This window comes from Streptomyces sp. NBC_00704 (assembly GCF_036226605.1).
Taxonomy (GTDB): domain Bacteria; phylum Actinomycetota; class Actinomycetes; order Streptomycetales; family Streptomycetaceae; genus Streptomyces.
Genome location: NZ_CP109000.1, coordinates 6,413,837 through 6,439,352, shown reverse-complemented (window position 1 = coordinate 6,439,352; position 25,516 = coordinate 6,413,837). Strand labels below are relative to the sequence as shown.

22 protein-coding genes are annotated in these 25,516 nt (G+C 73.4%); 17 read left to right on the top strand and 5 right to left on the bottom strand.

Annotated features, from left to right (window positions below):
- Window positions 1-104: 104 nt before the first annotated feature.
- Together OG802_RS27990 and mmuM are read left to right on the top strand one after the other, a co-directional pair.
- Entirely contained in the window at window positions 105-2,309 is a 2,205-nt protein-coding gene (locus OG802_RS27990; RefSeq protein ID WP_329414855.1) for an autotransporter, read from the top strand.
- A 169-nt stretch (window positions 2,310-2,478) separates the two neighbouring features.
- Window positions 2,479-3,420 (top strand): homocysteine S-methyltransferase, encoded by a 942-nt coding sequence (gene mmuM / locus OG802_RS27985; protein ID WP_329414854.1) that lies wholly within the window; start codon window positions 2,479-2,481, stop codon window positions 3,418-3,420.
- Window positions 3,421-3,575: 155 nt separating this feature from the next.
- Here the strand turns inward: mmuM and OG802_RS27980 are convergent, their stop codons facing one another.
- A complete protein-coding gene (locus OG802_RS27980; RefSeq protein ID WP_443055462.1) occupies window positions 3,576-5,447 on the bottom strand; it encodes a carboxylesterase/lipase family protein in 1,872 nt (623 codons plus the stop codon).
- Between the two features lie 380 nt (window positions 5,448-5,827).
- Here OG802_RS27980 and OG802_RS27975 point away from each other — a divergent pair, with 380 nt between their 5' ends.
- Both OG802_RS27975 and OG802_RS27970 read left to right on the top strand, forming a co-directional pair.
- On the top strand, window positions 5,828-6,841 hold the full coding sequence (locus OG802_RS27975) for a hydroxyacid dehydrogenase (RefSeq protein WP_329414850.1): 1,014 nt from the start codon (window positions 5,828-5,830) through the stop codon (window positions 6,839-6,841).
- 442 nt (window positions 6,842-7,283) lie between these two features.
- A complete protein-coding gene (locus OG802_RS27970; protein WP_329414847.1) occupies window positions 7,284-8,327 on the top strand; it encodes a LacI family DNA-binding transcriptional regulator in 1,044 nt (347 codons plus the stop codon).
- A gap of 117 nt (window positions 8,328-8,444) precedes the next feature.
- Here OG802_RS27970 and OG802_RS27965 read toward each other — a convergent pair whose 3' ends face one another.
- Both OG802_RS27965 and OG802_RS27960 read right to left on the bottom strand, forming a co-directional pair.
- A complete protein-coding gene (locus OG802_RS27965) occupies window positions 8,445-9,377 on the bottom strand; it encodes an isocitrate lyase/PEP mutase family protein (RefSeq protein WP_329414844.1) in 933 nt (310 codons plus the stop codon).
- 163 nt (window positions 9,378-9,540) lie between these two features.
- Complete coding sequence (locus OG802_RS27960) at window positions 9,541-10,191, bottom strand: ThuA domain-containing protein (RefSeq protein ID WP_329414841.1); 651 nt, start codon at window positions 10,189-10,191, stop codon at window positions 9,541-9,543.
- A gap of 125 nt (window positions 10,192-10,316) precedes the next feature.
- Between OG802_RS27960 and OG802_RS27955 the strand changes: the two genes are divergently transcribed.
- On the top strand, window positions 10,317-10,712 hold the full coding sequence (locus tag OG802_RS27955) for a VOC family protein (RefSeq protein ID WP_329414838.1): 396 nt from the start codon (window positions 10,317-10,319) through the stop codon (window positions 10,710-10,712).
- 73 nt (window positions 10,713-10,785) lie between these two features.
- Here the strand turns inward: OG802_RS27955 and OG802_RS27950 are convergent, their stop codons facing one another.
- Window positions 10,786-11,502 carry a helix-turn-helix domain-containing protein gene (locus OG802_RS27950; RefSeq protein ID WP_329414836.1) on the bottom strand — a complete coding sequence of 239 codons (717 nt, stop codon included), beginning with the start codon at window positions 11,500-11,502 and terminating at the stop codon, window positions 10,786-10,788.
- A 121-nt stretch (window positions 11,503-11,623) separates the two neighbouring features.
- Window positions 11,624-12,814 (bottom strand): YihY/virulence factor BrkB family protein, encoded by a 1,191-nt coding sequence (locus OG802_RS27945; protein ID WP_329414834.1) that lies wholly within the window; start codon window positions 12,812-12,814, stop codon window positions 11,624-11,626.
- Window positions 12,815-12,938: 124 nt separating this feature from the next.
- Here OG802_RS27945 and OG802_RS27940 point away from each other — a divergent pair, with 124 nt between their 5' ends.
- The 12 genes from OG802_RS27940 to OG802_RS27885 all read left to right on the top strand — a co-directional run bounded on the left by OG802_RS27940 (window position 12,939) and on the right by OG802_RS27885 (window position 25,510).
- Entirely contained in the window at window positions 12,939-14,588 is a 1,650-nt protein-coding gene (locus OG802_RS27940; RefSeq protein WP_329414831.1) for an acyl-CoA dehydrogenase family protein, read from the top strand.
- A 354-nt stretch (window positions 14,589-14,942) separates the two neighbouring features.
- Complete coding sequence (locus tag OG802_RS27935; protein WP_329414829.1) at window positions 14,943-16,229, top strand: GAF domain-containing protein; 1,287 nt, start codon at window positions 14,943-14,945, stop codon at window positions 16,227-16,229.
- 156 nt (window positions 16,230-16,385) lie between these two features.
- Window positions 16,386-17,708, top strand: coding sequence for a hypothetical protein (locus OG802_RS27930; RefSeq protein WP_329414827.1), 1,323 nt, complete (start codon window positions 16,386-16,388; stop codon window positions 17,706-17,708).
- Window positions 17,709-17,725: 17 nt separating this feature from the next.
- A complete protein-coding gene (locus OG802_RS27925; protein ID WP_329414824.1) occupies window positions 17,726-18,298 on the top strand; it encodes a GNAT family N-acetyltransferase in 573 nt (190 codons plus the stop codon).
- A gap of 151 nt (window positions 18,299-18,449) precedes the next feature.
- Window positions 18,450-18,533 (top strand): putative leader peptide, encoded by an 84-nt coding sequence (locus OG802_RS27920; protein WP_309486338.1) that lies wholly within the window; start codon window positions 18,450-18,452, stop codon window positions 18,531-18,533.
- 127 nt (window positions 18,534-18,660) lie between these two features.
- Window positions 18,661-20,358 (top strand): nitrite/sulfite reductase, encoded by a 1,698-nt coding sequence (locus OG802_RS27915; RefSeq protein ID WP_329414821.1) that lies wholly within the window; start codon window positions 18,661-18,663, stop codon window positions 20,356-20,358.
- A complete protein-coding gene (locus tag OG802_RS27910) occupies window positions 20,355-20,543 on the top strand; it encodes a hypothetical protein (RefSeq protein WP_329414820.1) in 189 nt (62 codons plus the stop codon). The genes OG802_RS27915 and OG802_RS27910 overlap by 4 nt, the downstream gene beginning before the upstream one ends.
- Window positions 20,540-21,247 (top strand): phosphoadenylyl-sulfate reductase, encoded by a 708-nt coding sequence (locus OG802_RS27905; protein ID WP_329414818.1) that lies wholly within the window; start codon window positions 20,540-20,542, stop codon window positions 21,245-21,247. The genes OG802_RS27910 and OG802_RS27905 overlap by 4 nt, the downstream gene beginning before the upstream one ends.
- A gap of 67 nt (window positions 21,248-21,314) precedes the next feature.
- Window positions 21,315-21,851, top strand: coding sequence for an adenylyl-sulfate kinase (gene cysC / locus OG802_RS27900; RefSeq protein WP_329417437.1), 537 nt, complete (start codon window positions 21,315-21,317; stop codon window positions 21,849-21,851).
- Complete coding sequence (cysD, locus tag OG802_RS27895; protein ID WP_329414817.1) at window positions 21,848-22,786, top strand: sulfate adenylyltransferase subunit CysD; 939 nt, start codon at window positions 21,848-21,850, stop codon at window positions 22,784-22,786. Before cysC ends, cysD begins: the two co-directional genes overlap by 4 nt.
- A gap of 2 nt (window positions 22,787-22,788) precedes the next feature.
- Window positions 22,789-24,123, top strand: a complete 1,335-nt coding sequence (locus OG802_RS27890) for a sulfate adenylyltransferase subunit 1 (protein WP_329414816.1) — start codon at window positions 22,789-22,791, stop codon at window positions 24,121-24,123.
- Window positions 24,124-24,397: 274 nt separating this feature from the next.
- On the top strand, window positions 24,398-25,510 hold the full coding sequence (locus tag OG802_RS27885) for an aliphatic sulfonate ABC transporter substrate-binding protein (protein WP_329414814.1): 1,113 nt from the start codon (window positions 24,398-24,400) through the stop codon (window positions 25,508-25,510).
- Window positions 25,511-25,516 lie beyond the last annotated feature (6 nt).

Below are 25,516 nucleotides of genomic sequence, written 5' to 3'. Positions count from 1 at the left end.
GAATTTTGCGGCCGGACGGTGGCTTTCCGGGGCGCGGAGAGCGGCCGCCGCGATCGAGTAGAAAGATTTCTGTTATCCGGCCCGCCGTGGCGCGTCTCCCAGGTGTGCGCAGCCCACTTCACACCTCGACCGCGGCCGCCGGCGCCCTCGCAGCCGTCGCGGCCCTCCTCGCCGTCGCCCCTCCCGCCGTGGCCGCGGGCGTCCGCGACGTCACCGCCGACGTGCTGGCCGACCGGGACGTGACGCTCACCGGCGACTCCGCGGTGACCGTGCCCGCCGGGACGACGACGTACGGCGGCGTGTTCCGCGGCCAGGGAACGCTCACCGTCCGGGGCGGGGGGACGCTCGTGCTGAGCAAGGACAGCGACTTCACCCTGCCCGCCGCGCGCCGGCGGCAGGTGGTGCGCACGCAGGGCGGCAACCACCCGTACACCACGGTCGGCGCCCCCGACCCGCCGGCCATCACGGTGGAACGCGGGACGACCCTGCAGTACGGCGTCGGCGGGGCCACCGGGCTGATCGGGCACTTCCCCTACGACACTCCCGGCTACCGGCTCAACCAGCTCAACATCCGCGTCGACGGCACGCTCCGCCTGTCGCTGACCCGCACGTTCAACATCGGCACGATCAGCGGCTCGGGCCTGGTCACCCAGCCCCGCAACATGTGGGGCACCCTCGACCTGGCCGGCGCCCACCCCTTCTCCGGCGTCATCGACAACGGCACCGGCACGGCGGCCGGCCGGCCCGAGTACCCGGTGTCGCTGCCGCACGCCCGGGCGATCCTCAACCAGGGCTCCTGGATCATCGACACCCCGCTGAACCAGACGGTCACCCTGCGCCAGAACTTCTACCAACGGCAGTACGGCAGCGACGTCAACGTCCACACCCGGCCCGGCAGCAAGGTCGTCCTCACCGGCCAGTACAGCTACAGCGACCGGGGCGGCGACACCGCGCCCTCGCTCAGCGACCCGAGCCTCAACTGGCGCGCGATACCCCACCGGTTGAACAAGCGCGGCACGAACATCGAGGGCGCGGACGTGCGGTGGGGCGACGGCACCACGCACGACATCTTCATGCCGGGCACCCGGGACACCGTCTACGTCAACCTGCACGAGGCCTCCGGACGCCGGTCGCTGCTGACGTTCGACTACGACGGGCCGGTCACGCTGGGGGCGCCGATCGGCGGCGGCAGGTACCACGACACGCTGGCCGCGCCGGGCGCGGGCGACATCGTCATCGCCGGGACGAAGGGCAACGACGTCACCTTCGCCGCCGCGCAGTACTACGACGGTTCGACGACCGTGCAGAAGGGGGCGATCCTGCGCCTGGGGTCGGCGCGGGGGGACGGCTCCCTCCTCACCGGGACCGACCGGCGGCGGATCGTGAACGACGGCACGCTCGTCGTGCACAACACGAAGAAGGCGGTCTCCCTGTCCCGCGTCGGCGGCGGCGGCTCGCTCGTGCAGTCCGGGGCCGCGACGACGACCCTCACGGGATCCGCGGTGACCTACACCGGGACGACGACCGTCGAACGCGGAACCCTCGCGCTCGCCGACGGGGCGACGCTGGCCAACAGCAGGGCCGTCCGGCTGACGTCCGCGGCGGCACGGCTGGACACCGGCGGCTCGGCCCTGCGGGTGACGAGCGCGCTGAGCGGCAGGGGAACCGTGCGCGGCGCCGTGACGAACGAGGGCGTCGTCACCGGCGGCCTGACGGTGTCCGGCGCCTACACCCAGCGCGACGAGGGCCAACTGGTCCTGACGACCGCCCCCTTGAAGGTGTCGGGCAAGGTGACCCTGGCCGGCGGCCTCGACCTGTCCGGCGCACGGACCGCCCCGGCGGCGACCGGTTCCGCGGCCCCCTCCGCCGGCGCCGCCGCCCCACGACGCACCGCGGCCGCTCCCGGCGAGGCCTCCGGAACGGCGGCCCGCGACCCGCTGCCCGCCGTCACCGTCCTGGACCACGCCGGGAGCACACCCGTGAGCGGCTCCTTCGACGGCCTGCGCGAGGGCGCCGAGGTGAGACTCCACGAAACCGTCTACCGGATCACCTACAAGGGCGGCGACGGCAACGACGTCGTCCTGACGGCCACGGCCGCGACCCCGTCGGCGGACGCGGACGGGCGGGAGTCGCCGGGAGCGGTCACGGCCGAGGCGCACGGCGCCGGCGCGGGCGGTTCCTCAGCGTTCGGATGGTGGCCGTACGTCCTGGCGGCCGGGCTGCTCGGGGCACTGCTGGTCCCGAAGACCAGACGGCCCCGGAGCGAACCGCGCGGCAGGAGCGGCCGGCACTCCGCACCGAGGCGGTAGGCCCGGCGGACCGAAGCCGCGCACCCGCCCGGCCGCGCGGTCCCCGGCCTTCCGGACCCGGCCGCCCCCTCCCCCGCCCTCCACCCGTCCACCCGTCCACCATGTGGTCGTGCTGCTCACGTACCGGACACATCGGGCTGTCCCCCGCCCGTTCGACTAGCGTCGTGGCATGACCAGCGACGCCCCCTCCCCCCTCGCGGAGCCCTCCCTCGCCGCGGCGCTCACCGCCGCGGCCGTCGTCCTCGACGGCGGCATGTCGAACCAACTGGAGTCCGCCGGGCACGACCTGAGCGACGAGCTGTGGTCGGCACGGCTGCTCGCCGAACAGCCCGAAGCCGTCGTCGAGGCGCATCTCGCCTACTTCGAGGCCGGCGCGAACGTGGCGATCACCTCCAGCTACCAGGCCACGTTCGAGGGATTCGCGAAGCGCGGCATCGACCGCGACGAGGCGGCCCGGCTGCTCACGCTGAGCGTGGAACTGGCCCGGCAGGCGGCCCGGCGGGCAGTGGCCGGCGGGGTCACGCGTCCGCTGTGGGTGGCCGCGTCGGTCGGACCGTACGGCGCGATGCTCGCGGACGGCTCCGAGTACCGGGGGCGCTACGGCCTGAGCGTTGAGGAACTGGAGCGTTTCCACCGCCCCCGGCTCGAGGTGCTGGCCGGCGCCGCGCCCGACGTGTTCGCGCTGGAGACGGTTCCCGACACCGACGAGGCCGAGGCCCTGCTGCGCGCCGTGCGCGGACTCGGCGTGCCGGCCTGGCTCTCGTACTCGATCGCCGGAGACCGCACCCGCGCGGGGCAGCCGCTGGAGGAGGCGTTCGCCCTGGCGGCCGACGCGGACGAGGTGATCGCGGTCGGCGTGAACTGCTGCGCGCCCGAGGACGTCGACGCCGCCGTGGCGACCGCGACCCGGGTGACGGGCAAGCCCGTCGTCGTCTACCCGAACAGCGGCGAGGCCTGGGACGCGGAGGCCCGGGCCTGGAACGGCCGCTCCTCCTTCCTCCCCGGACAGGTGCTGGGCTGGCGGGAGTCGGGGGCCCGCCTCATCGGCGGCTGCTGCCGCGTCGGCCCCGGCGCGATCGCGTCGATCGCCGAGACGCTGTCCCCCGCATAGACCGGCCGGGCACAGCGGGGCACGCCCCGACGGCATCCGTGCGCGCGGGGCGTGGCAGTGGACGATGCCCTGGGGGCGGCGGCGCGCTGCCCGCCGACGGCCGACTCCGCCGGGGCGGCCGGTTTCCGCACCCGGCGGCCGCCCGCCCCGGACGCTCAGCGTCCTCGTACGCCGCCGGCCCGGCGCAGTCGGCGCACCGCCGATCTCAGCTCCGCGCGGCGTGCGGCCTTCCCGGGTGCCGGGTCCCCCGACGGCGTCGCGTCGACGGCCCCCTCGGGCGCGGGTGCTTGGGTCTGCGCCGCCGTCCACAGCGCCAGCTCACGGTCCCGCAGCCCGTACGCGGTGTACGCCATGGCCTCCCCCGTGACCGGGAGGTCGCCGCGCCCGGGGCGCGGGCGGCCGGCCGGCTCCCCGACGCCCTCGCCCACCGCCTCGCCCTCTCCGGCAGCGACGGTCCCGCCCCCGCCGTCGGCCACCGCCACGCCCGGGCCGTCGGTCTCGCGCGCCACCGCGTCGAACACGCCGAGCCCTTCCCGCACCCCGCCGGCCACGCCCACGCCCGTGCCACCGATCTCGCGGGTCTCGCCTACGCCGGTCGCGCCCGTCTCACCTGTCTCGGCGGTCTCGTCCGTCTCGGTGGTCTCGCCCGTCTCGCCGAAGACGCGCACCGGATGCGTGGCGTCCCAGGCCTCCCAGCCCGGATTGCCGGTGCGCACGAACCGGGTCCACGCCTCGTGCATCGTGTCGGCGAGCGCCTGCGGCGCTCCATCGCCGGCGAGCTTCGCGGACTCGGGCGTCTCGCCGGTGTCGAAGACGAAGCCGAGTTCCAGCGCGTGGCAGGCGCCGAGTCCGGGCCGCAGCGAGGGCCAGGCGAACTCGTACACGTAGGACGTCCCGGGCCGGGCGTCGGCGAGTTGCCGGAGCGGCAGGCGCAGCAACTTGTCGGTGACCATCTGGCCGACGAGTTCGGCGGTGCCCGCCTCGGGGCGCAGGGTGCGGTAGCCGCGCGGCACCTCGTGGCCGCAGTGGCAGCGGGCCATGGCTCCGGCGAGAGCGACGGGACCCATCCGGTCGACGCGCTCCACCAGGCCGCCCGGCGCGAGCCAGAGCCGGTACTCGTCGCGGGTCCAGCCCACGAGCAGGTCGGCGTCGCGCGCCACGTCCCCGTCGACGAGGGCCCGCAGGGGATCGCGCGGGACGAGGTCGCCGTCGACCACGATGCCGAAGGCGGGGCCGCCCAGCACCGGGCTGCTCAGCCGGCCGACCTCGGCCTGGGTGCGCAGCAGCAGGTCGCGGTCGACGCCGGCGAAGGCCTCGGCGGTGGCGGGGATCTTCAGCCGGTTGGCCATCCGGCGCACCATGCGCCGCACCTTGTCCCGCTCGAAGGCCTCCGGGGGGCCGCTCTGCAGGACGGCCCGCCGGAAGAGCCCCTGGGCCTGCGCGGCCGCGATCAGTGCGCCCACGCTGATGGCGCCCGCCGACTGGCCGGCCAGGGTGACGCGGCCGGGGTCGCCGCCGAAGGCCCCGATCGCCCGGTGGACCCATTCCAGGGCGGCGAGCTGGTCGCGCAGCCCGGCGTTGGCGGGGACGTCGGGGAAGAGTCCGTAGCCCTCGACGCCCAGCCGGTAGTTGATCGACACGAAGACGATGCCGTCGCGGGCGAACTTCCCTCCGTCGTACACCGGCACCGCTGAAGAGCCCCTGGTCAGGGCACCGCCGTGCAGCCATACGAGAACGGGCAGCCGGGCGCTCGGCGAGGGGTCCGGCGTCCAGACGTTGAGGTTGAGGCAGTCGTCGCCCGCGATGACGGGGTCGGACAGATACCGGGCGAAGGCCTCGGAGTACGGCGGTTTCGGCGGCGTCGGTCCGAAGTGTCCCGCGTCGCGCGTGCCGTCCCAGCGCTCGGGCGGGACGGGCGGCCTGAACCGGAGCGGGCCGAAGGGCGGCGCCGCGTAGGGGATCCCCCGGAAGACGGCGACGCCGTTCTCCGCTCTCCCGCGGACGGCCCCGTAGGGGGTCCGGACCACGGGGCGGGCGGACGACGGCCCGCAGGCGTCGTCCGCAGGGTTCGTCCGGTCTGCCGCCACCTGCTCACCAGCCCTTCGCCGCGCTCTCACGCACCGGTAACAACAGAGCACCACACCCGGGCCCGGTATTCCGTCGCACACTCCCGTGGGAGGGCTGTTCGGGTACTTCGGGCCGCCGGGCCGTACAGGCCGCCGGACCGTGCAGACCGCGACCGGCACGGCAGCAGGTCACGGCCGCCAGGGCCACGACCTGCTCGGCGCGACCCGACCGCACCTGACCGATTGACCGTGGCCGCGGAGCGGACTTACGGTGGGAGCGAGTCGCAGAAAGCGCTTCCTATGGCGCTTCCCCCGCAGTTTCCAGGCACCCCGGGAGAGACATGCCCAGCGCCTCCTTGCCGAGGGCCGTGTTCGCCATGGATCCGGTGAACCTGCCCCTGCTGTTCCCGGAGCCGCTCATGGCCCGGTTGCGCCGCACGGCCGAGATCGACACCGCGCTCGTCGTGACCGACCTCCGCGACCCGGCGGCCGCTGCGGCCCTGGCCGGCGCCGAGGTCCTGATCACCGGCTGGGGATGCCCCCGCCTCGACGAGGACGCCGCCGCCGCGGCCCCCCGGCTGCGCGCGGTGCTCCACGCCGCGGGCTCGGTGCGCTCACTGGTCGGCGAGTCGCTGTGGGAGCGGGGGGTGGCCGTCTCCAGCGCGGTCACCGGCAACGCCGTCCCGGTGGCCGAGTACACCCTCGCGATGATCCTGCTGGCCGGGAAGGACGCCTTCGCCCACCGCGAGCGGTTCCGCCGCACCCACGCCCAGCCGACCCCCGCCGAGACCGCGGGCACGGGCAATCTCGGCCGCGTGGTCGGGGTCATCGGCGCGTCGCGGGTGGGCCGGCGACTGCTGGAACTGCTGCGCCCCTTCGACTTCGACGTCCTCCTCCACGACCCCTACGTGGACGAGGCCGAGGCCGCCGCACTCGGCGCGAGGGCGGTCTCCCTGGAGGATCTCCTGCGGCGCAGCGACATCGTCACCCTGCACGCGCCGGACATCCCCGAGACCCGTCACCTGCTCGACCGCACTCGCCTCGCCCTGGTGCGCGACGGCGGCATGCTCGTCAACACGTCCCGGGGCGCCCTGGTGGACCACGTCGCCCTCACCGACGAACTGGTGGCGGGCCGGCTGCACGCGGTGCTCGACGTCACCGACCCGGAGCCGCTGCCGGCCGACTCCCCGCTCTACGACCTGCCGAACGTGTTCCTGACCCCGCACATCGCCGGCTCCCTCGGCAACGAGCTGGAGCGGCTCGGACGCATCGTCGTGGAGGAGCTGGAACGGCTGGCCGGCGGGCTGCCCCTCGCCCACGAGGTCCGCCACGCCGACCTCGCGAAGGTGGCCTGACCTCGCGGCGGGCCGCCCGACCGCACGCCGGCGGGACGCTTCGTAGAAGCCCGCGCCCGCCAGAACCGCCGCCGGGCCGCCGCACTCCACCCGCCTCCACCGCCCGCGCGCGCACACGCCCGCCCCCGCCCGCGCCGGCCCCCACGCACGCCTCCCCGACCGCCGCCCCGACCCGAGGCGACCGGCCGCGGCCCCGGCCGTCCGGCCCTCGTCCGCGACCCTTCCGGCTCCCGTCCGCGGCCCTTCCGGCTGCCGTTCCCGGCCGGTGCGGGTCGCCGGGCCGGAGGTTCATGATCCCGCGTCACCGCGCGTCTTCCCGCCCGTACTTGGGCACACCTAGGATAGCAAGCGCTTTCTGCGGGCGGTCGGCTCCGATGCCGGCTCCTCGCAGCACTGGTCGAACTTTCGCTGGCCCTCGGGCGGGCCGGAGAGGTGGTTCCCGATGGTGAGCACGGCGGGTGCGAGCGCGACGGCCGGGCCGACCCTGGCGGTCGTGGCCCGAGAGGCGGGAGTGTCCGTACCGACCGCCTCCAAGGTGGTCAACGGGCGGGAGGACGTGGCGCCCGAGACGCGGCGCCGGGTCACGGAGGCGCTGAACCGGCTCGGCTACGTGCGCAGACCCCGGTTCGACGCGTCCAGGCCGCCCCGGCAGGTGGATCTCGTCGTGCACGCGCTGGACAGTTCCCGCTCGGGCGCGGTCCTGCGCGGCGTCGAGGAGGCGGCGTACGAGGCCGGTCTGGATCTGGTCGTCTCCGCCGCGCTCTCCCGCACCCGCGCCGGACACCCGCAGCGGGGCTGGCTGGACCGGCTCGCCGTGCGCGGCTCGGCCGGAGTCCTCTTCAACCTCGCGGAGTTGACGCAGTCCCAGTACGCCTGGCTGGCGCAGCACCGCATCCCGTTCGTGATGATCGACCCGGTCCTGGAGCCCCCCGCCGGGGTGATGTCCGTGGGCGCGGCGAACTGGCAGGGCGGGGTGACGGCGACGGAGCACCTGCTGGCCCTCGGGCACGAACGCATCGCGGTGATCGCCGGTCCGAGGCGCAGGATGTGCAGCAGCGCCCGCGTCGCCGGTTACCGCTCCGCCCTCGCCTCGGCGGGCGTCGCACCGGACCCCGAGTACCTGCGCGACGGCGGCTTCGACGAGACCCTCGCGTACCGGCGCATGCGTGAGCTGCTGGACCTGCCCGTGCCGCCGACGGCCGTCTTCGTCTGCTCCGACCGCATGGCCCTGGGCGCCTACCGTGCCCTGGCGGAGCGGGGGTTGCGGATACCGGACGACGTCAGCGTCGTCGGCTTCGACGATCTGCCCGAGTCCCGCTGGACCACCCCCGCTCTGACCACGGTCCGTCAGCCGCTGGCGGAGACGGCGGCCACGGCGCTGCGCATGCTGGTGCGGATGATGGACGGGGAGCGGCCGGAGGGCACGCGCACCGAGCTGTCCACCCGGCTGGTGCAGCGGTCCAGCACCGCGCCGCCGCGGGCCTGACGGCCCGCGGACGCTCCCCTGCCCCCTCCTCTTCCGGCTCCCCCCTCGCCTCTCACTCCCCCCTCGCTCTCCTCCCCCTCTCCTCTCACCACCGGCGCGGGAGGGCGCACCGCCGGGTCACGGGTGCGCCGTCACCGCTGCCGCCGGTTCCTGCGCCGTACGCCCGGCCGCCGTCTCCTGCCGGGGGGCGGGGCCGGGGTGCGCCGCCGCCGGGCGGCGGTGCGCGATGTTGCCCTCCAGGAGGCGGGTCGCGGCCGCCACTCCGACCCCGTTCGCCGCGTCCGGCGCGGGGAGCCGCCCGTCCGTGCGCTTCAGGTCCGCGAGGGCCGAGTGCATCGCCTCGTGCGCGGCGAACAGACAGGGGGTGCTGTAGATCGCCAGGTCCACGCCGAGGCCGGACAGTTCGCCGAGGGACAGGCGGGGCGACGTGCCGCCGGCGATCTGGTTGAACAGCAGCGGCTTGTCGCCGACCACGGCGCGGATCCGGCGGATCCACTCCACACTGCGGACGCCGTCGACCAGGACGACGTCCGCGTCGGTGGCGGCGAGCGTCTCGGCGCGGCGCAGGATGTCCTTCTCGTCCGTCGCGTCCGTGCGGGCGACGACGACCATGTCCTCCCGCGTCGCCAGCACCATCTCCAGCTTGGCGAGGTACTCGTGCAGCGGCAGCACCTGCTTGCCGTCCGCGTGCCCGCAGCGGCGCGGCCGCTTCTGGTCCTCCAGGACGACGCCGGAGGCGCCGATGCGTTCCAGGCCCTCCACCACGTGACAGGCGACCTCGGGGTCGACGTAGCCGTCGTCGATGTCCACGAGCAGGTCGTGCCGCGGGAACGCGCCCCGCAGCCGCTGGACGAACGCCATCATGTCCGGCCAGGCGATGAAGCCGATGTCGGGCAGCCCGTAGTAGGAGGCCGCGAATCCGAACCCGGAGACGAACATCCCGTCGTAGTGCTGTGCCGCGATCGACGCCGAGTACATGTCGTACACGCCGATCAGCGGATGCGTCCCGGGGCCGGCGATACGCTCCCGCAGCTTGGTCCCGTAGGTCACGGCAGTGCTCCTCCTGGGTGTCCCCTCCCGGAACCTCTTTCCGGAAGGGCGTCGCGGAACAGGCTTCCGGGACGAAGGATCCCGACGCTCTCGCGGACGCCGTCCGCCATGCGGCCCCGGTCACCCCGATGGCGCAAGCGGTTCACCGGAGAAACGTCACTTGTCACCGCTCGACGCCGGCCGCCCACCGCAGTCCGCCCCGCAGATGGGCGAGGAAGCCGGGGTCCCGGTAGGCGTCGGCGGCATGCCCCAGGGCCGTGTAGAAGACGCGTCCGCGCCCCTGGTCACGGCACCACACCAGCGGATGGTCGGCTCCCATTCCCCCGCCTTCGTACGACGACTCGTCGGCGACGGCCAGGACGCGTACCCGTGCGCGCGGATTGCTCCGGAAGTCGTACCACTCGTCGGTGCGGCTCCAGACGGGCGGCAGCGGGCGGGTCGCGGGGTGCTCGCGGTCCTCGACGACCGCCCTGCCCGGCTGGTACTCGGGGTGGCGGGCGAACCGCGCGCCCAGGAGCTCGCCGTAGTACGGCCAGTCGTCCTCGGTGCAGGCCGCCGCGTGCACCCCGGCGAAGCCGCCGCCCGCCTCGACGTATCCGGCGAGCCGCTCCCGTCCGGCCGGGGTCAGCACCTCGCCGCTGGTGGACAGGAAGACGACGGCCGCGTACCCGTCGAGGGGGGCTTCGAGGGCCGCGGGGTCCTCGGTGTGGTCGACGGCGAACCCCTCCAGGGCCCGGACGGCGGCGACGGCGGCCGGGATGGAGTCGTGGCGGTAGTCGGTGGTGCGGGTGTACACGAGCAGCCGAGCGGTCATGCGACCGACCCTAGGGCGATACCCGCGCCCGGGGCATACGGATTCGCCGGCCAGTGCTCCACAGGCGCCACGACGTGTCCGTTTCCTTCAAGCCCGGCCACCCCGGTCCTGCCTACCGTGGCCCCATGAACGCACGTTTCGATGCCATCGGCCTGGTCGTCTCCGACATGGCCGCCGCCGTCACCTTCTACCGCAGGCTCGGGTTCGCCTTTCCCGAAGGCGCCGAGCGGGAACCGCACACGGAGGCCGGGCTTCCCGGCGGGCTGCGGCTGCTGCTCGACACCGAGGACACCGTCCGCTCGTTCCACCCCCGCTGGCAGCGCCCGTCCGGCGGCGGCCGCGGCTCGCTCGTGCTGCGCTGCGACTCGCCCGCCGACGTCGACACGGTCTACGACGACCTGGTGGGCGCCGGCCACCACGGCGAGCTGAAGCCGTTCGACGCCTTCTGGGGCCAGCGGTACGCCGTCGTGCACGACCCGGACGGCAACGGCGTCGACCTGTTCGCGCCGCTGCCCGGATAGCCGGACCGCGCGAGCACGCCCTCACGAGGGCGCGTACGCGGGCACGGTCACCCGCCCGGCCGCCGGTTTCCCGTCACGGCGATCCGTCCGGGGCGTCCGGCCCGCGCCGCCCTTGCCCGCTCAGCAGTTCTCCCAGCGTGAGACCGGTGAACTCCCGGACGTCGCGTGACAGATGCGCCTGGTCCGCGTACCCGGATCCCGCCGCCGACCGCGCGTACGGCACGCCCGACCGGGCCAGCGCGAGCGCCCGTTGCAGTCGCAGGATCCGGGCCAGCGTCTTGGGGCCGTACCCGAAGGCGGCCAGGGAGCGGCGGTGCAACTGGCGCGCGCCGAGACCGAGTTCGTCCGCCGTCGACGCCACGGAGCGGCCCGCGGCGAGGGCCGAGACCAGTGTGCGCAGCGCGAGGCCGGGCGGCTCGGCACGCTCCAGCGCCAGCGCCTCCAGAGCGGACGCGGGATGCGGTGCGGCGGCGATCCGGCCGCTCAGGCGCCGCACCTCGCGCGCCGGCCACAGCTCGGCCAGCGGCACGCGGCGATCGAGCAGTTCACGGGCGGGCACGCCGAGGAGCGCGGGCGCCGTTCCCGGATAGAGGCGGATGCCCGACCAGCGGGCGGCGGGGCCTTCGGGGAGGTGGGCCCGCGTGTCCGGTCCCGCGACGAGCAGCTCGTCCTCGTTCCACAGCAGGTCCATGCAGCCGTCGGGCAGCACGGGGAGCGCGTCGGCCCGGGGCGACGGCGTGTGCGTCCACACCACGGCCCCGCTCAGCCGGGAGGCCCGCTCCTCGTACACGCGTGCCAGCCTACGCCCGCGGGCCACAGACCCCCTGTGCCGCGGCCTCCGCCCCGGACCTGTGCGTCCACAGGTCCCTCAGGTCCCTCAGGTGCCTCAGGTCCCTCAGGCCCTCAGAAGGTCACTTCCCCGTGGGCCCTTCCTCGCCCTCTCCTCCGTCCGCGCCGTTGACGCCGTTCGCCTTGGAGGAGTTCTTCACGTGGGCGCGGAAGCGTCCCGTCACGTCCTCCGGCGGGAGGAAGCGCGACCACCTCTCCGGGAACTCGGACGGCATGTCGGGATCGTCCGGGTCGTCGTCCTCGTGGGTGTGGACCGCGGCCATGCGGGCGACGTACTCCGCGGCCTCCTCCTGGCGCAGCCGCTCGTTGGCGGCGCGGGCGGCGGCCGTCGCGGCGGCCGGCCAGACCCGGTCGATCGCCGCGTTGACGGCGGCCCCCACCAGCACGGCGAAGGCGGACACGCCGATCCACAGCAGGACGGCGACGGCGGCCGCGAGGGAGCCGTAGATGGTGGCGCCCTCGATCGTGCTGGTCAGGTAGATCCGCAGCAGGAAGCTGCCCAGCACCCACATGGCGAGGGCGACGAGCGCGCCGGGCACGTCCTCGATCCACGGGGAGCGCACGGGCACGGAGACGTGGTAGAGCGTGGTCAGGAACGCCACCGACAGCACGATCACCACGGGCCAGTACAGGACCTGCACGACGGTCGTGGACCACGGCACGATCCGCACCACGGCGTCGGGTCCCGCGACCATCAGCGGCAGCGCGACCGAGCCGATCAGCAGGGCGGCGACGAACAGCAGGAACGCCACCAGCCGCGTCTTGACGATGCCGCGCACGCCGTCCAGGCCGTACATCACGGTGATGGTGTCGATGAAGACGTTCACCGCGCGCGATCCTGACCACAGGGCGAACAGGAAGCCTATGGAGATGACGTCGGGACGGCCGCCCTTCAGGACGTCGTCGAGGATCGGCTGGGCGATCTGCCGCACGCCCTTGTCGGACAGCACCGTGCGGGAGGCCTCGATGAGGTTGGTCTCCAGGCTGGTGATGGTGTCGGTGCCCGTCCAGTCGTCGACGTAGCCGAGCAGGCCGATGAGGCTGAGCAGCAGCGGAGGCACGGACAGCAGGGTGAAGAAGGCGGCCTCGGCGGCGAGCCCGAGGATGCGGTACTCGACGCAGGAGTTGACGGTGTCCTTCAACAGCAGCCAGGCGGTCCGCCGCTTGGAGACGTTCCGGTACAGGGCGCGCGCCCGGTGGAGACGCCCGGCGGGGCTCCCGGGTTGCTCGGGTGACTGACTTGCTGGCTGCACGCCCTAAAGGTATCCGCCGTCCGGGGTCGCACTCACCTCCGGTGAGGCGGCTTCACCGGGTCGGGGAGCATGGCGCGGGCTCCGGGCGGCCATGACCGCCGTAACCCGGGGGTAGGTTCGGACCATGGCAGGCAGCACGCACACCGTGACCAACCAGCCCCCGCCCCTGACCGGGTACGACGTGTACGGCTCCGACCGGGCGCTGGTGGCGGCCGTGGAACGGCACCTGGATCCGGGTTCGGCCGACGACGCGCACGGGGAGCTGTCGGCGCTCGGCCGCGCGGCCGGATCCGCGCAGGTGCAGGAGTGGGCGGCGCAGGCCGACCGGAATCCGCCGGAACTGCGCACGCACGACCGCCACGGTCACCGCATCGACGAGGTCGACTTCCATCCGGCCTGGCACCGGCTGCTCGGCAAGGGCGTCGGGGCCCGTCTCACGGCCGCGTGGGACCGTCCGGGCGGGCATGTGCGGCGGGCGGCCGCCTTCCTGGTGTGGACGCAGGTCGATGCCGGCACCTGCTGTCCGCTGTCGATGACCCATGCCGCGGTGCCCGCGCTGCGCGCCGATCCGGAGCTGGCCGCCGAGTGGGAGCCCCGGCTGACGTCGACGGTCTACGACCGCGAGCTGCGGCCGGCCCGTCTGAAGGCCGGTGCGCTGTTCGGGATGGGGATGACGGAGAAGCAGGGCGGCAGCGACGTCCGGGCGAACACGACGGTCGCCACCGCGCTCGCCGAGGAGGGGACGTACGAGCTGACCGGGCACAAGTGGTTCTGCTCGGCCCCGATGTCGGACGGGTTCCTGGTGCTGGCGCAGGCGGGTTCCGCGCGGGACGGCGGCGGGCTCACGTGCTTCCTGGTCCCGCGGGTCCTGGAGGACGGCGCCCGCAACGTCTTCCGGCTCCAGCGGCTCAAGGACAAGCTGGGCAACCGGTCCAACGCCTCCGCCGAGGTCGAGTTCGACGGGACGTGGGCGCGCCGGGTCGGCGAGGAGGGGCGCGGGGTGCGCACCGTCATCGACATGGTCGCGGCGACCCGGGTGGACTGCGTGCTCGGGTCGGCCGGGCTGATGCGGCAGGCGGTGGCGCAGGCGATCCACCACTGCACCCACCGTGCGGCGTTCGGCGGGAAGCTGGTCGACAAGCCGCTGATGCGCAACGTGCTGGCCGATCTGGCGGTGGAGTCTGAGGCGGCGACGGTCCTCGGGCTGCGGCTGGCGGCGGCCTACGACGACGGCGGCGAGCAGGAGCGGGCGCTGCTGCGGATCGCGGTGCCGGCGGCCAAGTACTGGGTGACCAAGCGGTGCGCGCCGGTGGTGGTCGAGGCGTCGGAGTGCCTGGGCGGGAACGGGTACGTCGAGGAGTCGGGGATGCCCCGGCTGGTGCGCGAGTCGCCGCTGAACTCGGTGTGGGAGGGCGCGGGCAACGTCCAGGCGCTGGACGTGCTGCGGGCCCTGCAACGGGAGCCGCAGGCGCTGAACGCCTATCTGCGGGAGGTGGGCCTGGCGCGCGGGGCCGATCACCGGCTGGACGGGGCGATCAAGGCCCTGCTGACGGACCTGGCCGATCTGGACGGCGCCGAGGGGCGGGCCCGGCGGCTGGCGGAGCGGTTCGCACTGGTGCTCCAGGGTGCGCTGCTCGTGCGGTTCGCGCCGCCGGAGGTCGCCGACGCGTTCTGCGCCTCGCGGCTGGGCGGGGACGGCGGAGCGGCCTTCGGGACGCTGCCGCACACGCTGGACCTGGCGTCGGTCGTCGAACGGGCCGCGCCCCGGCCGTGACGGCTTCCAGGCCCCTGAGGCCCCCGCACTGACCTGCTCGGACGTGGGGAACGCCGACGGGAGCAGGAAGCGGGGGTGGTGCTGCGCCGACACGGCACCACCCCCGCCGCGATGGCCCTGCGAGGCCAGAATCGCCGCTCGGGACGACGTGGCTCAAGTTTCAAACAGTTGCGGGACGTCCACCAGGGTTGCAGGGGGTTGCAACTTGTCGGTGGTTGTCGACCGGACTGCGCCCGTCCGGCGCGCGTGGGCGGCAAGATGGGGGCCTTCAGCGGAGACCGGAAACCGTCGGCGCGCGCTCGTGACATCCGGTCGTCGGCCTGTGTGTCCCCGGGAGGCCCAGTGGTGATGCCGATGAACGTGCCGCAGCTCGCGGCCGTCGACGCCGCGCGGGCGGCACGGGTGCTCAACGAGGTGCGCGACGCCCGGCTGTCCGGCCGGCGGGCGCGCGTGGCGCCGCGCCCGGTGATCGAGCAGTCCTGGGAGCGCATGCTGCGCAGCGGGGTGGACCCGGAGCACGACTTCCGCTCCGGCCTGCTCAGCTCCGACGAGGTGCGGCGACGGCGTGAGGAGTCGCCGTTGCGGGAGGTGCTGCCCGTGCTGCGGGAGGGGCTGCTGTCGGTCGCCGACGTGGCCCACCACATCATGGTCGTCGCCGACGAGGAGGGCCGGGTGCTGTGGCGGGAGGGCTGCAACCCGGTGCTGCGCAAGGCCGACGGGCTCGGTCTGCAACTGGGCGCGGACTGGGGAGAGGCGGTGGTCGGCACCAACGGCGTGGGCACGCCTGCGGTGGTGCGCCGGCCGGTGCAGGTCTTCGCCGCCGAGCACTTCGTGCGCTCGCACACGGCCTGGACCTGCGCGGGCGCCCCGATCACCGATCCGCGCAACGGCCGGCTGCTGGGGGTGGTCGACGTCAGCGGTCCGCTGGAGACGATGCACCCGGCCACCCTCGTCTGGGTCGACTCGGTGGCCAAGCTCGCCGAGGCCAGGCTGCGCGAGAGGCATCTGGGGGCGCTGGAGCGGCTGCGGGCGGTGGCGGCGCCGGTGCTGGCCCGGCTCGGCGGCCGGGCGGCGGCCGTGGACGCGGACGGCTGGACGGCGGCGGTGACCGGGATGCCGTACACGAGCCGGATCGCGCTGCCCAAGTCGCCGTCGCCGGGCCGCCGGTGGCTGCCGGCGTTCGGGATGTGCGCGATCGAGCCGCTGGCGGGCGGGTGGCTGGTGCGGTCGGTGGACGAGGCCGCCGAGCCGGCGCCGCGCGACACGGCGCGGATCGTGCTGGACCTGGCGCGGGCCGGGCGCTCGTCGCTGACGGTGTCGGGGAACGCGGGCTCGTGGTCCCGGGAACTCAGTCCCCGGCACGCCGAGTTGCTGTACCTGCTGGCCGCGCACCACGGGGGCCGCAGCGCGTCGGGACTGGCGGAGGACCTGTTCGGCGACCCGGCCCGGACGGTGACGGTGCGGGCCGAGATGTCCCGGGTGCGGCGGTATCTGGGCGGATACCTGGACCACCGGCCGTATCGTTTCCGCGAGGGCGCCGAGGTCGAGGTGCTGCTTCCTGCCGACCCGCGGGGCCTGTTGCCCCGTTCGACCGCGCCCGCGGTGGTGCGCGACCGCGTGTCGGCGCCGGGGCGGCGATGACGCGCCGGCGCTCCCGCGATGACGTCTTCCGCATATTTGCGCAGTCTTCGTCCCCCGGGGCAGCCCACTGCCGTACCATCCCCTACGGGTCACCCCACCTGCTCCTCGGTCAACGTACGGATCATCAGGCGCAGTTGGCCCGCTCCGGGAGGACGAATGAGACATCGCGGCCGACATCGCCGGCGTAGGCGGGGCAGGGCACTGCGGGCGTTCCTGTCGGGAACGGCCCTCGCGCTGACCGCCGCCGCCACCATCGTCAGCGTCTCCCAGGCGACGGTCACCCACGACGGGCCGGGACGCCTGAAGCCGATCGCCTCATCGGCCGGGACCGCGGACCTGCGGCTGAGGGAAGACCTGGTGCCGCGGGCCGCTCTCGACCGGCTCGCCGCGGGAATGGGAAGACCGGTCGGCGTCGGCGCCGTGCTGGGCGACGCCGACCGCACCCTGCGGGACGCGGTCGACTGCTCGCCCGCCGAACGCGGGGCCCTGCCGGTCTCCCCCACGGCCACCCGCGCGTACTGCTGGAACACGGACGACACGCGGGGATGGCGGCCGGGCGCGGTCACCACGTCGGGGGACGCGGACGACGACGGCGTCTGGGGCACGAACCGGGTGATCCTCTCCGGCTGGTCGCGCGGCGGGGGGACGACGTCCGGCCAGGGGCTGGCCCGCGTCGGCTTCGTGAACGCGGGCGACCCGAACCACCTCTCCTACACCTGGGCGCTGCTCGCCGTCCCGGTCGACGGCGGGCGGGACTACCGGGGACTGGTCTCCCATGTCTCCGGGATGGTCTGGTACCAGGACAAGCTGCTGGTCACCGCCGACGACGGGGACCGGGCCGCGCTCTACGTCTACGACATGAACCGCGTCCAGCGCGCCACGGTGGCCGGCGACGCGGTCGGCCGGGTGCCGGGCGGCTGGTCGGCCCACGGCTGCCGCTTCGTGCTGCCCGCCATCGGCTCCTACCGGATGGACGGCGGTTCCGGCGCGCCGCGTCCGGCGACGGTCTCCCTGGACCGCAGCACCGCGCCGGACAGCCTGGTGGCCGGCGAATGGACCCTGGGCGACGGCGACCGGGGAGCCCGGCTGTGGCGCTACCCCTTCAGCACCGCCCCCGGCCACGCGGGGCTGCTCGCGACGGACACGGCCGGGCGGGTGCGCGCCTCGCAGGCGTACGAGACGAAGCTGACCGGCGTGCGGGGCGTGCTGGCCTACCGCGACCAGTGGTACGTGACGCGCGCCGCCGGTCCACGCGACCGCCACGGGACGCTGTGGCGCCAGACCGCGGACGGCGGCGAGAAGGACGGCAAGGGGAGCGGCTCGGGCGCCGCCGAGTGCGGCTCGGCGAAGACCCACCGCTGCTGGAGCCCGCAGACCGAGTCCCTCTCCTACTGGCAGGCGACCGGCGAGGTCTGGACGCAGTCGGGCCGCGCGCTGTTCGCGCTGCCGCTGGCCTCGATCGACAGAACGACGGAGTAGATGATTCCCTGACGGGCATGGCCAACATCCCCGTGACCACCTGGTCCCTGGAGCAGACGGACCCGACGGACCTCCTCCCGGCCGCCGCGCCCGAGGGCGACGTGCGGATCGTCCGCTCCGAGGTCCCCTCCCCCGAGTTCAGCCGTTTCCTGTACGCGTCCGTCGGCGGGGACATCCGCTGGATCGACCGGCTGCGCTGGACGTACGCGCAGTGGCAGGAGCACCTGGCGCGGCCGGGGGTGGAGACCTGGGTCGCCCAGGACCGGGGCACGCCGGCCGGGTACGTCGAGCTGGAACCGCAGGACGACGGGGTCGTGGAGATCGTCTACTTCGGGCTGCTCCCGGCCTTCCGCGGGCGGCGGATCGGCGGTCGCCTGCTGTCGTTCGGCGCCGCCCGGGCGTGGGATCTCGCGGAGCGCTGGCCCGGACTGCCGCAGACCAAGCGGGTGTGGCTGCACACGTGCAGCCTGGACGGCGAGCACGCGATGGACAACTATCTGCGCCGCGGCTTCAAGCTGTTCGACACCAAGGTGGAGGAGCAGCCCGAGGTGCCCGCGCCGGGCCCGTGGCCAGGGGCGTTCCCGGCCTGAACGGCCGCTCCTTAGCGGTTCTGACCTGCGCGGACAAGAGGCCGCGCGGTCCGTGTGATCGAGGACACCCTTGTCTCGCAGAACGAGACAAGGGTGTCCGCATCGCGGACGAAGCTGGACTGTGTCCAGATCGCCGTGACACGCTTTCGCCATGTCCGGAACTGGAATCGCCTTGGTGAGTCGGCGACACGTCGATCTCGGCCGCATGTCCAGCGCCATCTGTCCGGCGAGCTGACGAGCCGCAGCACCGCCGACGTCTCCGCAAGAGCCTCCCGCCTGCGCAATGACGCGCAAGGTTTTCCCGTGCGCCCGTACGCGCAGGTCAGAGCCGCTTCCCGCCTGTCTTGAAGGACGTATCACCCATGGCCGCCACCCCGCAGAACCCTGCCGCCGCGACTCCCCGCCGCAAGGTGAGCCGTCACCGCGGCGAGGGCCAGTGGGCCGCGGGGCACTTCACACCGCTCAACGGGAACGAACAGGTCAAGAAGGACGACGACGGTCTCAACGTGCGGACACGCATTGAGACGATCTACTCCAAGCGCGGCTTCGACTCGATCGACCCCAGCGACCTGCGCGGCCGGATGCGCTGGTGGGGCCTCTACACCCAGCGCAAGCCCGGGATCGACGGCGGCAAGACCGCCGTCCTCGAGCCGGAGGAGCTGGACGACAAGTTCTTCATGCTGCGCGTGCGCATCGACGGCGGGCGGCTGACCACCGAGCAGCTGCGCGTGATCGGCGAGATCTCACAGGAGTTCGCGCGCGGCACGGCCGACATCACCGACCGGCAGAACGTCCAGTACCACTGGATCCGCATCGAGGACGTGCCGGAGATCTGGAACCGCCTGGAGGCGGTCGGCCTGTCCACCACCGAGGCCTGCGGTGACACGCCCCGCACCATCCTCGGCTCGCCCGTCGCCGGCATCGCCGAGGACGAGATCGTCGACGGCACGCCGGCCGTCGAGGAGATCCACCGCCGCGTCATCGGCAACCCCGCCTTCTCGAACCTGCCCCGCAAGTTCAAGACCGCGGTCTCCGGCTCCCCGCTGCTGGACGTGGCGCACGAGATCAACGACGTCGCCTTCGTCGGTGTGCACCACCCCGAGCACGGCCCCGGCTTCGACGTCTGGGTGGGCGGCGGCCTGTCCACGAACCCCAAGATCGGCGTCCGGCTCGGCGCGTGGGTTCCGGTGGACGAGGTCGCGGACGTCCACGAGGGCGTCGTCTCGATCTTCCGCGACTACGGCTACCGGCGGCTGCGCAACCGCGCCCGTCTGAAGTTCCTGGTCGCCGACTGGGGACCGGAGAAGTTCCGGCAGGTGCTGGAGGACGAGTACCTGCGGCGCGAGCTGGTCGACGGCCCCGCCCCGGAGCAGCCGGTCGAGCGGTGGCGCGACCACGTCGGCGTGCACCGCCAGAAGGACGGCCGCTACTACGTCGGCTTCGCACCGCGCGTCGGCCGGGTGGACGGCGCCACCCTGACCAAGATCGCCGAGCTGGCCGAGGCGCACGGCTCGGGACGGGTGCGCACCACCGTCGAGCAGAAGATGATCGTCCTCGACGTCACGCAGGAGCAGGTCGACTCGCTGGTCGAGGCGCTGGAGGCGCTGGACCTCACCACCCGGCCCTCCACCTTCCGGCGCGGCACCATGGCCTGCACCGGCATCGAGTACTGCAAGCTCGCCATCGTCGAGACCAAGCAGCGCGGTTCCGCGCTCATCGACGAACTGGAGCGCCGCCTCCCGGAGTTCGACGAACCGCTCACCATCAACCTCAACGGCTGCCCGAACGCCTGCGCCCGCATCCAGGTCGCGGACATCGGTCTCAAGGGCCAGCTGGTCCTGGACGACCAGGGCCGCCAGGTCGAGGGCTACCAGGTGCACCTGGGCGGCGCGCTCGGACTGGAGGCCGGGTTCGGCCGCAAGGTGCGGGGCCTGAAGGTCACCTCCGACGAGCTGCCGGACTACGTGGAGCGCGTGCTGAAGCGGTTCCAGGACGAGCGCGAGGACGGCGAGCGCTTCGCCGCCTGGGCCGCGCGGGCCGACGAGGAGGCCCTCTCATGAGCGAGCGCGCAGCCCCCTTCTACTGCCCCTACTGCGGCGACGAGGACCTCCGGCCGAGCGAAGCCCCGGCGGGCGGACACGGCGCCTGGGAATGCGCGGCCTGCAACCGCGCCTTCCAGCTGAAGTTCCTCGGGCTGCTCGCCCGGGGCGTTCAGCGCACCGACACGGGAGGGGACGGGATATGACGACCGCTCAGGAAAGCCGTACGACGGACGAGTTGAAGGAACTGGCCGAGCAGGCGGGCCGTGACCTGGAGGACGCCTCCGCGCTGGAGATCCTCCAGTGGGCGGTGGACACCTTCGGCGCCCGGTTCTGCGTGACGTCCTCCATGGAGGACGCCGTGGTGGCGCACCTCGCGTCCCGGGTCCGCAAGGGCGTCGACGTCGTCTTCCTCGACACCGGCTACCACTTCCCCGAGACCATCGGCACCCGCGACGCGGTGGAGGCCGTGATGGACGTCAACGTCATCACCCTCACCCCGCGCCACAGCGTCGCCGAGCAGGACGCCCGGTACGGGCCCCGGCTCCACGACCGCGACCCCGACCTGTGCTGCAAGCTGCGCAAGGTGCAGCCGCTGGAGGAAGGGCTCAAGGACTACCAGGCATGGGCCACGGGCCTGCGCCGCGACGAGTCGCCGACCCGGGCGGGCACCCCGGTCGTCGGCTGGGACGAGAAGCGGCAGAAGGTCAAGATCTCGCCCATCGCCCGCTGGACCCAGGACGACGTCGACGCCTACGTCACCGAGCACGGCGTGCTGACCAACCCCCTGCTGATGGACGGCTACACCTCCGTCGGGTGCGCCCCCTGCACCCGCCGCGTCCTGGAGGGCGAGGACGCGCGCGCCGGACGCTGGGCGGGGCGGGCGAAGACCGAGTGCGGACTGCACTGACCCCATGGCCACGACCCCCGCGAACACCCCCGCCCCCACCCCCACTTCTACGAACCGGGAGAACCACGTGACGACCGGAGCCACCGTCTGGCTCACGGGTCTGCCGAGCGCCGGCAAGACCACCATCGCGTACGAGCTGGCCGGCCGGCTGCGCGAGGAGGGCCACCTCGTCGAGGTGCTCGACGGCGACGAGATCCGCGAGTTCATCTCCGCGGGCCTCGGCTTCAGCCGCGAGGACCGGCACGTCAACGTGCAGCGCATCGGCTTCCTGGCCGAACTGCTCGCCCGCAACGGCGTGAAGGCGCTGGTGCCGGTGATCGCCCCCTACGCCGACAGCCGCGAGGCGGTGCGCAAGCGCCACCAGGAGAGCGGAACCGCCTACCTGGAGGTGCATGTGGCGACCCCCGTCGAGGTGTGCTCGGTGCGTGACGTCAAGGGCCTGTACGCCAAGCAGGCGGCGGGCGAGCTGACCGGCCTCACCGGGGTCGACGACCCCTACGAGGCGCCCGAGCAGCCCGACCTGCGGATCGACTCCCAGGAGCAGACCGTGCAGGAGTCCGCGGCGTCGGTGTACGCCCTGCTCAGCGAGAGGGGACTGGCATGACGACGACCGTCGCCCAGACCGGGGAGGGTACGGTCAGCCCGTACGCCCTGAGCCACCTGGACGCGCTGGAGTCGGAGGCGGTGCACATCTTCCGTGAGGTGGCGGGGGAGTTCGAGCGGCCGGTGGTGCTGTTCTCCGGTGGCAAGGACTCCATCGTGATGCTGCATCTGGCGTTGAAGGCGTTCGCGCCGGCGGCGGTGCCGTTCTCGCTGCTGCACGTGGACACCGGGCACAACTTCCCCGAGGTGCTGGCCTACCGCGACCGGGTGGTCGCCGAGCACGGGCTGCGGCTGCATGTGGCGTCGGTGCAGGACTACATCGACCGCGGGGTGCTGAAGGAGCGGGCGGACGGTACGCGCAATCCGCTGCAGACGCTGCCGCTGACGGAGAAGATCCAGGCGGAGCGGTTCGACGCGGTCTTCGGCGGCGGGCGCCGGGACGAGGAGAAGGCGCGGGCCAAGGAGCGGGTGTTCTCGCTGCGCGACGAGTTCTCGCAGTGGGATCCGCGCCGTCAGCGCCCCGAGCTGTGGAACCTGTACAACGGCCGGCACGCGCCGGGTGAGCATGTGCGGGTCTTCCCGCTGTCGAACTGGACCGAGCTGGACGTGTGGCAGTACATCGCCCGCGAGGACATCGCCCTGCCGCGGATCTACTTCGCGCACGAGCGCGAGGTGTTCGCCCGCGGCGGGATGTGGCTGACCCCCGGCGAGTGGGGCGGCCCCCGCGAGGGCGAGAGCGTCGAGAAGCGCCTGGTGCGCTACCGCACGGTCGGTGACATGTCGTGCACGGGGGCCGTCGATTCCGACGCGGTGACGCTGGACGACGTGATCGCCGAGATCGCCGCTTCCCGGCTGACCGAGCGCGGCGCGACCCGCGCCGACGACAAGATGTCCGAGGCCGCGATGGAAGACCGCAAGCGCGAGGGGTACTTCTAGAGATGAGCACCGTCACCGCCGAGGCACTCTCGGACACGACCCTGCTGCGGTTCGCCACCGCCGGATCCGTCGACGACGGCAAGTCCACGCTGGTGGGCCGGCTGCTGCACGACTCCAAGTCGATCCTCACCGACCAGCTGGAGGCCGTCGAACGCGCCTCCACCAGCCGTGGCCAGGACACCCCCGACCTGGCGCTGCTCACCGACGGGCTGCGCGCCGAGCGCGAGCAGGGCATCACCATCGACGTGGCCTACCGCTACTTCGCCACCCCCCGGCGCCGGTTCATCCTCGCGGACACGCCGGGGCATGTGCAGTACACCCGCAACATGGTCACCGGCGCCTCGACGGCCGAGCTGACGGTGATCCTGGTCGACGCCCGCAACGGCGTCGTGGAGCAGACCCGCCGCCACGCGGCGATCGCGGCGCTGCTGCGGGTGCCGCACGTGGTCCTGGCGGTGAACAAGATGGACCTCGTCGACTACCGCGAGTCCGTGTTCGCCCGGATCGCGCGGGAGTTCACCGCCTACGCGGGCGAACTGGGCGTGCCCGAGGTCACCGCCATCCCCATCTCCGCCCTCGCCGGCGACAACGTCGTCGACGCTTCCGCGCACATGGACTGGTACGGCGGCCCCACCTTCCTCGAACACCTGGAGACGGTTCCGGTGAGCCACGACCTGGCCCACTGCCACGCCCGTCTGCCGGTGCAGTACGTGATCCGGCCGCAGACGGCCGAGCACCCCGACTACCGGGGCTACGCCGGCCAGATCGCGGCCGGCACCTTCCGCGTCGGCGACCCCGTCACCGTCCTGCCGTCCGGCCGCACCACCACGATCACCGGCATCGACCTGCTCGGCGAACGGGTGGACAGCGCCCGCACCCCGCAGTCGGTGACGGTGCTGCTCGCGGACGACATCGACGTCTCGCGCGGCGACCTGATCGTGCCCACCAAGGACGCCCCGGCGACCACGCAGGACGTCGAGGCCACCGTCTGCCACGTCGCCGACCAGCCCCTGACCGTCGGCCACCGGGTGCTGATCAAGCACGGCACCCGCACGGTCAAGGCGATCGTCAAGGACATCCCCTCCCGCCTCACCCTCGACGACCTGTCCCTGCACCCGCACCCCGGACAGCTCGTCGCCAACGACATCGGCCGGGTCAAGATCCGCACCGCCGAGCCGCTGCCCGTCGACTCCTACGCCGACTCCCGCCGCACCGGCTCCTTCATCCTCATCGACCCCTCCGACGGCACCACCCTCACCGCCGGCATGGCCGGCGAGTCCTTCGCCGCCCCCGAACCGGTCAAGGACGCGTCCGACGAAGACGGTTGGGACTTCTGACCGTGAACTCACCCGATTTCTACTCGACGTTCGCGAAGGAGGGCGGCCGTGTCGGCAGCGGCGCCCTCGGGAGCGGGCAGGGCGGAGTGGGCCGATGTGCGCGTTGACGTACGCGCACTGCCTGCGCGCCCCGTCCCCCCGCACCTCCCCCCATGCTCCACTTCGCTCGCAGACGACGGGACCCGCGTCCCGGAGGCGGCGAAGACCCCATGCCGACTTCCCGGCCACGACCTGAACGACCGTGACCGCCGGGCCAACGAGAGGAACCCCTCCCGTGCCTGCCAACCGCTCCGCTTCTCTGCGCCGCGCCGTCGCGGCCGTTGCCGCCCTGCCCCTGCTCACCCTGGCCGCCTGCGGCTACGGGTCCGAGGCCAAGGCGGACAACGCCAAGGAGAAGGTCGCCGCCGGATCGAAGAAGATCGACGGTCTCGACACCGTCAAGATCGGCTACTTCGGCAACCTCACCCACGGGACCGCTCTGGTCGGCCGGGACCAGGGCATCTTCCAGAAGGCGCTGGGCGCCACCAAGGCCTCGTACGCCACCTTCAACGCGGGTCCCTCGGAGATCGAGGCGCTGAACGCCGGCTCCATCGACATCGGCTGGATCGGCCCGTCCCCGGCGATCAACGGCTACACCAAGTCCGGCGGCAAGAGCCTGCGCATCATCGGCGGTTCGGCGTCCGGCGGGGTGAAGCTCGTCGTCGACCCGGCCAAGATCAAGTCCGTCGGGGACCTCAAGGGCAAGAAGATCGCCACGCCCCAGCTCGGGAACACGCAGGACGTCGCGTTCCTGAACTGGATCTCGGAGCAGGGCTGGAAGGTCGACGCGCAGAGCGGCAAGGGCGACGTCACGGTCGTCCGCAGTGACAACAAGGTGACCCCGGACGCCTTCAAGGCCGGTTCGATCGACGGCGCCTGGGTGCCGGAGCCGACCGCGTCGAAGCTGGTCGCCGAGGGCGGCAAGGTGCTGCTCGACGAGGCGTCGCTGTGGCCCGGCAAGAAGTTCGTGATCACCAACATCATCGTGTCGCAGAAGTTCCTCGCGGCCCACCCGCAGGTCGTCGAGGCCGTGCTGAAGGGTGCGGTCGAGACCAACAAGTGGATCGGCGCCCACCCGGCCGAGGCGAAGGCGGCGGCGAACAGGCAGCTGGAGGCCGACTCCGGCAAGGCGCTGCCGGCGAACGTCCTGGACCCGGCGTGGTCGTCGATCCAGTTCATCGACGACCCGCTGGCCGCCACGCTCGGCACCGAGGCGGCGCACGCGGTCAAGGCGGGTCTGCTGAAGCAGCCCGACCTCAAGGGAATCTACGACCTGTCGATCCTGAACAAGGTCCTCAAGGCCGAGGGCGAGCCCACCGTCGATGCCGCCGGTCTCGGCGTCAGCTGACCGCAT